Raw genomic sequence first — 7,287 nt, forward strand, 5'->3', positions numbered from 1 at the left:
TATCCCCCCACTCCATATTATAAGCTAAAAAATAAAAGTTTTTTGCTCTATCAGGAACTGGATTTCAGGATTCCATCAGCAAGCTGCATGGCACGATCATCCCCGTATATTATTTTCATATCCTGGATGAATGTGAGGAATGATCTGAGGGGTGTGGGGTCATTTTCAAATCCTTTTCTTTCAATGTAACCGAGGGTTCTCTCAAGGGATGCTTTATCCCCCGCCACACTGTAAATAAGTGCAGCATCAGAATAATGAGCCACACAGTATAAATGATCCTCCCCGTCGCCCTGGAATGAACCTTGAGGGTTTTGATGAGTCTTTAGCCATTCAGAACCCTTTTTTATTGAATCAAGAACCTTCGGGTCCTTTGTGGAGATGTAGTAGAGTGCAAGCCCCTTCAGTATTCCAATGTTCTCGTATGGCTTGGAGCTCCATGATCCATCGTATCCCTGACCTTCAATTAGTGAATGTATGATTTCAGCTTTACCTGAGGGATACATCCCTGCCACCTGTGACTCAGTTTTGAGCCTGAGATAGTCATCCCCAGGAAATATGGGGGCATTCCAGAGGGGACTCACATTTATTTCACTGCCCTTCACCTGTGAATCGACAAACAGAAGGCCGGAATTAACAATCTCCTGGCTTGCAGCTGATTTTATCTCCATGAGTGGATAAACTGTCTGCATGGTGGTGAGGGTGTATTCTGCAGGGGGCATTCCCCCCGGGAATGAACCATTATCCATCTGCTTGTATCTGAGCCATTCAAGGAGGTACTCTCCTCTGGATGTGAGGTTTCTGTCCCCGCTTTTATTCCCTATTTCAAGATAAAGTGCTGCTATCATGGCGTTGCTGTCATATGAACCCTTGAAAAGGTTCCCGAATTCAAGGTCCTCTGCGGGGTCAGTGTAACCTGTTCCACCCGCCTCTGAATAGGAGTATCCATTCCAGAATTTCTCAATGAATTCGACGATATTACTGTATTCCCCAGCTACAGCCATTTTTGAGCAGTTTGACTGGAGTTCCGGATTCTTTATATATCTGTAAATGGATACGTCTCCTGATACAAAGCAGGTCTTGAAGTGGGGATCCACGGGTATGTAGAGGCCTATGCCTCTCTCATGCATGGACTTTGAGAGGTATATGTAGCTTATGTTATTCTTTTCTATCAGGTAGTGGGCTTCAGAGGGTAGTGATGAGTCGAAGATGGCCGAGACCTCATCGTGGGTTACAGAATTCTCTTTAAGGGACGGGGAATCTCCCATGAAACCTTCATAGACTGTTTTCCAGAGCAGAACATCTTTCCGATGGGTATTCCCAATGAGGAGGTATGAGTCTTCAGTTGAAGATAGGAAAACTGCATCTGCTGGTGTGTTATCCTCTATCCATGTAAATGCGGCCTTCTGCTGGGTGGTTGGTGTTACAACGCTGGTATATGCAATGGCAGCTCCCTGGGCCACTGGCACTAACAGAAGAACTGCAAAAACTCCTGTCTGGATAAGGGCCCCAATGTTCCATTTCAGGAGGCGGTAATTTCTGAGACTCTCTGAACCATTCAGCCTACTCCTAACTTCACTGAGGCCATAACCTGCAATTAGAGACAGTGGTATGGCTGCATAGGGATCCCTGAATCTGAATGAGTAGGTCCCTATGATCATGAAGGCTGCGGCCCATATTATCAGGAACCTGTGGATGGGATTCTTTGATCTGAGAAGTATGAGGGCCCCGTAAATTCCAAGTATTAACTGAAGCACACCCATCCACTTGGGAAAACCAAGTATTGTTACCGGGACGGACTGAAACCTTGCAGCGAATGTTATAAATTCAAAGATACCCACCCCCACCAGTATAAAAATTAAACCAAATTCAATGGGCCTTTTCCTGAAGGACGGCGTGAGGAATGTAACTGCAAGAAGGAGAAGGGCTATTAAAAGGAAAACCCATCCTCTGTGGGTGAAGAGATAGATGCCGAATATGATTAAGCCTCCCAGAATGTACTTCAGATCACCCCTGAAGAGATTGAGGAAACCTTTGAGCTCAAATTTATCAATGTCAGGGTATCCGGGAATTGTTTTAAGGTACCTGACAATCATGTAGAGGATCCCTGAGGTGAGGAGGATCCCCATGGATTCCGGTATGAAGATCGATGTTCTTGTAATGAAGGAGGGCACCATTGAAAACAGGAAGGCTGAGAGAAGTGCGGTCTCTTTGTTTCCAGATATTTCCAGGGCCACCCTGTAAATTACAATAACTGCTGCTGTTCCAAAAAGTGGGCCTATGAGGAAAAAGACAATATCTGATTGGAATATCATGTAAAGACCAGAACCGATCAAATGGAAAAGAGGGGGATATGCGTATGCCTTTAAACCCATAAGGGATGGTATATCGTGGGCTATAATACCCGGGCCCTCCCTGAATATTCTCATGGCAATATCATGGTGTATGTATGCATCTTTACCTGCAAGGGAAAGGGTCCTGCTGGGTATGAGCCTTACAATAAATGCCAGGATGGCTATTGCTGCTAGGTATAACTTTTCCCTATGGATTTCACGGAACAAGGAGATCACCTGGACCTTTAATATCAGAGTGAACTTTTTATTATTTAATTGGAGAAATTAATTCCATTCTCTTTCATTAATATATCTTTCATTTATGAATGTTTGCCGGCTTAGTTTTAGAGAAGTGGCCTATACCTAAAGAATATCCTTAAGTACCCTTAACATTGAAGGATAATCCTTTAAAACCCTCAGGAGGGATATCTTTGAAATGGAACTTAAATTTTTGCCTTCAACTGATCTAAGGAGGGCATCGAGTTCCTCGTCATCAAGGGCATCAAGGGCCCTTCTGAATCTGAGTGACCTTTCAAGATTTCTGCCAACCTTACTTCTCCATTTCTTCTCATATAATGATAGAAATTTGCCATCGAACCTTCCATGCTCAACAGCCTCTGCAGCAACCTCCCCAGCGATTTTCGCACATTCTGCTGCAACATGTATTCCTCCTCCGGTTAGGGGGTCAACCTGTCCAGCCGCATCCCCCACAACGAGCATTCCATCTGTGAAGGTCCTCTCGATAGGCCCGCAGACAGGTACGGCCCCTGCATTGAATTCTATCCTCTTGAATCCCTTATCTGACATGAACCTGTTGAGGTACATCAGGGGACCGACCTCTGAGCAGCTACTTCTCCGGACCCCAAGACCCACATTAGCCCTCCCATCACCCTTGGGGAACACCCAGAGGTAACCTGAGGGGGCAAATCTGCTTCCGAAGTAGAATTCTATGGTTTCAGTATCCACATCCACACCTGCAGCCTCATACTGGACACAGGAGCACAGTTCTCCTGGTCTGAAACGTGTATCAAGCCCCGCCCTACGGCCAACACCTGACTGAATGCCGTCTGCTGCAATTACAATATCCGATTCGACCTCATGGGTTCCATCGGGGCCCCTGAATTTAACACCGGAGACGGAGCCATCATGGAATATTAGGTCCTTCACCCGGGACCCTGCAAGCACATCCGCCCCGGCTTCAGAAGCACGCAGAGCGAGGTATTTATCAAAAATCTTTCTTTCAATGATGTAACCCCTTATCATAGGGTTTCTGGTTGTTATGCTTGCACCATAGGGTCCGTTGATCGCAGCCGCTTTTATTCTCGTACATGTGAACTCAGGGAGTGGCTTTATACCTGTTGATCTGAAGAAGCTGTCACTCACTCCCCCGGCGCACTGTACAGGGGTCCCTATTTCAGGGTTTCCTTCGAGCATGAGGACCCGCAGACCCTTTTTTGCTGCATGGTATGCTGCTATGGAGCCGGCCACGCGGCCACCTACAACAACAAGATCATACCTCATCCTGACACCCCATTGCATCCACAGGGCAGACTGCAGCACAGGCAAGACACTCCAGGCACCCATCCCCTATAAGGAGGGTGTCCTCCAGTTCCAGGGCACCTGATGGACAGACATTCACACAGGCACCGCAGCGCATACACCTTGATGGATCGTGTTTCAATGAATCACCCAGTAGATTTATGGACACCCACTTTAATTAAATCTTAGGATATGATAATGACGGTGACTGGTCAGGGGATAAGTTCCCCGATATTGAATAACTTTAATTAAATCTTAGGATATGGTAATGGCGGTGACTGGTCAGGGGATAAGTTCCCCGATATTGAATAACTTTAATTAAATGCTTAGGATATGATAATGACCACCGTTAAATTAATATATGACTTTTTACTACTATCAATTACCATGCAGGGGTGCCCGAGCGGCCAAAGGGGGAGGACTTAAGATCCTCTGGCGCAGGCCTTCGAGGGTTCGAATCCCTTCCCCTGCACTAGAGTTTTAGCTGTTCTGAAATTAAAATTGTCTGCCTTAGTGGCTCAGGTGGTAGAGCGATGCCTTGGTAAGGCATAGGTCGGGGGTTCGAATCCCCCCTAAGGCTTTCCATTGATTTTAAGGTGTTCTAATGGAGAAAAAAATTGCTCAGATCTCGGACATACATTTCGGTGAAAAGAATTTCTCCAGCAAGCTCAGGGAGAATCTCCTGTTACAGCTTCAGGATGAGAATCCTGACATCATAGTTGTTTCAGGTGACCTCACCACTGAGGGCTATGCCCACGAGTATGAACTGGCAGCTGCATTTGCAGATGAGCTGAGGTCAATTACATCAACGTATATAATTCCAGGCAACCACGATGCAAGGAATGTTGGGCTGGTACACTTTGAGAAGATGATAGGTAAGAGGAAGTTTGTCCATCATGACTCAGAATTTGCTGTTATAGGTCTTGATTCCTCTGAACCTGACATAAATGACGGTCAGATAGGTATGGATCAGCTGGAATGGCTTGCAAGGGAACTTGAGAGGGTTCCTGATAGCCTCTGCAAGATAGTTACGTTCCACCACCATCTGCTGCCAATACCAAACACTGGACGTGAGAGGAACATACTGCTGGACTCAGGAGATCTCCTCAGACTCCTCAGTTCATATGGTGTTGACTTTGTACTCAATGGACACAAGCATGTGCCCAATGTCTGGATGATTGAAAGTATGGTTACACTGAATTCAGGCACAGCCACAACAAGGAAGTTAAGGGGTGAAACTTTCCCCTCCCATAACCAGTTGAGGATAGATGATGATAGGATCTCTGTTGACCTTATAAACACAGAGGATGGTTCTAAAAGGGAGATGGCCAGCTATTCTGTTAAAGTTGAGGATGAAGAATACATGATATGTTCATATGTACATCCAGAAGGCCACCTTTAATATCCGGTTTCATTTTTTCATGAGAAGATTAATATACCATCATCCACAATGTTCTCTAATAGGGAAAATAAATATGCATAATATGATCTTACTTTCATCATTAAGAATCTGCAGGTGGCAGCGTTGACCAAGGCATTTGATATACTCATGGCCGGGATAATCTCAGGGATAGTGGCATTCACAACCTCAAAGCTGGGAGTGGGGGGAACTGTCATGGGTGCTGTTCTTGGTTCAATGCTGTATCAGCTTCTCTCCCACTACCTCAGGGAGCCCCTCAAGAATGTTAAGACAGAGAGGGTTGAGAGCAGGGTGGTATTTGCAATACCCCTCATCATAATAGTTGTAATTGAGGCAATATACCTCATTGGAAATTTCCATTGGAAACCCCATTATATCTTCTATCTCCTTGAGGAGGCAACCTACTGGAACCTCTTCAGGTCAATAGGGGTTGGACTCATGGTTATGGGAATCTACCCCCTCCTGCAACCTGAGACCATAAGGAAATCATATGGACATGTCCTCATACTCATGGGCTTCATCGTCCTCCTGAGGGGGCTTGTGGATGTTCATTCGCCCCTTGTAATGGTTTACAGGTCGATTTTTTATGAGTTCGACATCCTGATAACATTAATGGTCATGGTTACACTTCTCTACATGAGTGTATCCATACTCAGAGACTCTGTTGTCATTGTAATGGAAGATGAGGTGTCTTTGGAGAATGAAAAATAAAACAAAAAACGCAACACTCAAGTCGATCATAGATGTTATACTCTATGAGAACCCATCCACACAGGATGAGATTGCAGAAAGGCTTGGAATAACAAGACGGTATGTTACCAAACTCCTCCAGCCCTTAATAAAGGAGGGTGTTGTGAGAAGGGCCTACATTGTTGATATAAAGAAATTTGAGGAGTTCCCTGAGCTTTTTGGAGAGGAGGTTACATCCAGGGAATACGCAGGCAGCTTTTTTATCAAGGAGATACTCAGGGACATGGCACACCATGTCTGCAAACAGCTCAGGAAGTCATTCAGGTCCCTTGAGGAATATGATGAGGAGCTTGCAAATGAGGCCCTGAAGATGGACTACATAACGAACACCATGCACGAGAAGGTTAGGGCCTCTGTTGATACAGCCATAGCAATGAATCCCTACTCAGAGTTCAGCAAGACAATGGCATTCACAGAGATTGCCTATGACCTTGAAAGGATAGGTGATCACTCTGCGATAATAGCAAACTTTGCAGTTAAGGAGTCATATGAGGTTGACCCGGCGATGATGGAGTACCTGCAGGAGATGTTTTCAATTGCTGTTGAGATGGTGAATACAGCAATGGACGCATTCCTCAACGAGAAACTTGAACTCAAGGCAAAACTCATGTCCTTTGAGGACGATATTCACAGGGTTCAGAAGAACGCCCTTAACTGTGTTGCCACACAGATGGCCGAAACACCATTTGAGGATAAGGAGCGCTCAACCTATTATATATCCCTTTCCAGGGTTGTTAAGACATTTGAGAGAATAGCAGATATTTCAATTGAGATATTCGATACCGCAGGCGAATATTACAGGAATATACCGAGAACAACAACGCCTGAGCGTTTCAGGAGGCGTGAGAGGGAGGGTATGTGATTTATTTCTTTTTCTTTTCCATGTATTCCTTTATTTTCCTCTCCTCCCATTCCTTACCAAGAAGTCTGTCGCCAATAAAGACACCGAATGCGTGCCATATAACTCCTATTCCCCAGAAGGCTGTTATCCAGTAGAACCACCATATACCCGGGCTTGAAAGAAGGTTTATGAGGAAAAGGGTGAAGTTAACTATTACAAAAACAGATAGGTGTATGTAAAATCCCTTAAGTTCCTCTACTCTCTTCCGTGCTCTTTCGTATTCATCGTCCTGCATAGTCCTGCCCCTTCAAGAGATCTGTAATCTGTCTCTAATATTCTTTTCTCCTCGCCGTCGTAGTGTATTTCTTCGATGTCGAAGAATTTTCTGAAGGCTGGTTCACGCACCT

Annotated in this window: 7 protein-coding genes and 2 tRNA genes; 5 read left to right on the forward strand and 4 right to left on the reverse strand. The window is 45.2% G+C overall.

The genetic code is table 11. The features are described from left to right. Positions 1-50 precede the first annotated feature (50 nt). From ACPLJI_RS03685 to ACPLJI_RS03695, 3 genes are all read right to left on the reverse strand, one after another. On the reverse strand, positions 51-2,558 hold the full coding sequence (locus ACPLJI_RS03685) for a hypothetical protein (protein WP_424731365.1): 2,508 nt from the start codon (positions 2,556-2,558) through the stop codon (positions 51-53). Between the two features lie 135 nt (positions 2,559-2,693). Further along, positions 2,694-3,851 carry an NAD(P)/FAD-dependent oxidoreductase gene (locus tag ACPLJI_RS03690; protein ID WP_424731366.1) on the reverse strand — a complete coding sequence of 386 codons (1,158 nt, stop codon included), beginning with the start codon at positions 3,849-3,851 and terminating at the stop codon, positions 2,694-2,696. Further along, the gene (locus ACPLJI_RS03695) at positions 3,841-4,011 is read right to left on the reverse strand and encodes a 4Fe-4S binding protein (protein ID WP_424731367.1); all 171 of its coding nucleotides are present in this window, start codon (positions 4,009-4,011) and stop codon (positions 3,841-3,843) included. Before ACPLJI_RS03695 ends, ACPLJI_RS03690 begins: the two co-directional genes overlap by 11 nt. Positions 4,012-4,258: 247 nt before the next feature. On the opposite strand from ACPLJI_RS03695, the gene ACPLJI_RS03700 reads away from it, so the two are divergent. From ACPLJI_RS03700 to ACPLJI_RS03720, 5 genes are all read left to right on the forward strand, one after another. Next, positions 4,259-4,341: transfer RNA gene (locus ACPLJI_RS03700), tRNA-Leu, on the forward strand. A 35-nt stretch (positions 4,342-4,376) separates the two neighbouring features. Then, positions 4,377-4,449 (forward strand) — tRNA-Thr (locus ACPLJI_RS03705). A 24-nt stretch (positions 4,450-4,473) separates the two neighbouring features. Further along, on the forward strand, positions 4,474-5,271 hold the full coding sequence (locus tag ACPLJI_RS03710; RefSeq protein ID WP_424730163.1) for a metallophosphoesterase family protein: 798 nt from the start codon (positions 4,474-4,476) through the stop codon (positions 5,269-5,271). A gap of 114 nt (positions 5,272-5,385) precedes the next feature. Beyond that, entirely contained in the window at positions 5,386-6,000 is a 615-nt protein-coding gene (locus tag ACPLJI_RS03715) for a hypothetical protein (RefSeq protein ID WP_424730164.1), read from the forward strand. Continuing rightward, the gene (locus ACPLJI_RS03720; protein WP_424730165.1) at positions 5,990-6,901 is read left to right on the forward strand and encodes a PhoU domain-containing protein; all 912 of its coding nucleotides are present in this window, start codon (positions 5,990-5,992) and stop codon (positions 6,899-6,901) included. Before ACPLJI_RS03715 ends, ACPLJI_RS03720 begins: the two co-directional genes overlap by 11 nt. A gap of 1 nt (position 6,902) precedes the next feature. Here ACPLJI_RS03720 and ACPLJI_RS03725 read toward each other — a convergent pair whose 3' ends face one another. Next, a complete protein-coding gene (locus ACPLJI_RS03725; protein WP_424730166.1) occupies positions 6,903-7,175 on the reverse strand; it encodes a 2TM domain-containing protein in 273 nt (90 codons plus the stop codon). Positions 7,176-7,287 lie beyond the last annotated feature (112 nt).

It is taken from the genome of Methanothermobacter sp., from assembly GCF_049720995.1.
Classification (GTDB): domain Archaea; phylum Methanobacteriota; class Methanobacteria; order Methanobacteriales; family Methanothermobacteraceae; genus Methanothermobacter.

What these genes read in the sequence shown, in the direction of transcription:
- ACPLJI_RS03690 (WP_424731366.1), bottom strand. Translation starts at nt 3,851, where the DNA reads ATGAGGTATGATCTTGTTGTTGTAGGTGGCCGCGTGGCCGGCTCCATA.
- ACPLJI_RS03725 (WP_424730166.1), bottom strand. Translation starts at nt 7,175, where the DNA reads ATGCAGGACGATGAATACGAAAGAGCACGGAAGAGAGTAGAGGAACTT.
- ACPLJI_RS03720 (WP_424730165.1), top strand. Translation starts at nt 5,990, where the DNA reads ATGAAAAATAAAACAAAAAACGCAACACTCAAGTCGATCATAGATGTT.
- ACPLJI_RS03710 (WP_424730163.1), top strand. Translation starts at nt 4,474, where the DNA reads ATGGAGAAAAAAATTGCTCAGATCTCGGACATACATTTCGGTGAAAAG.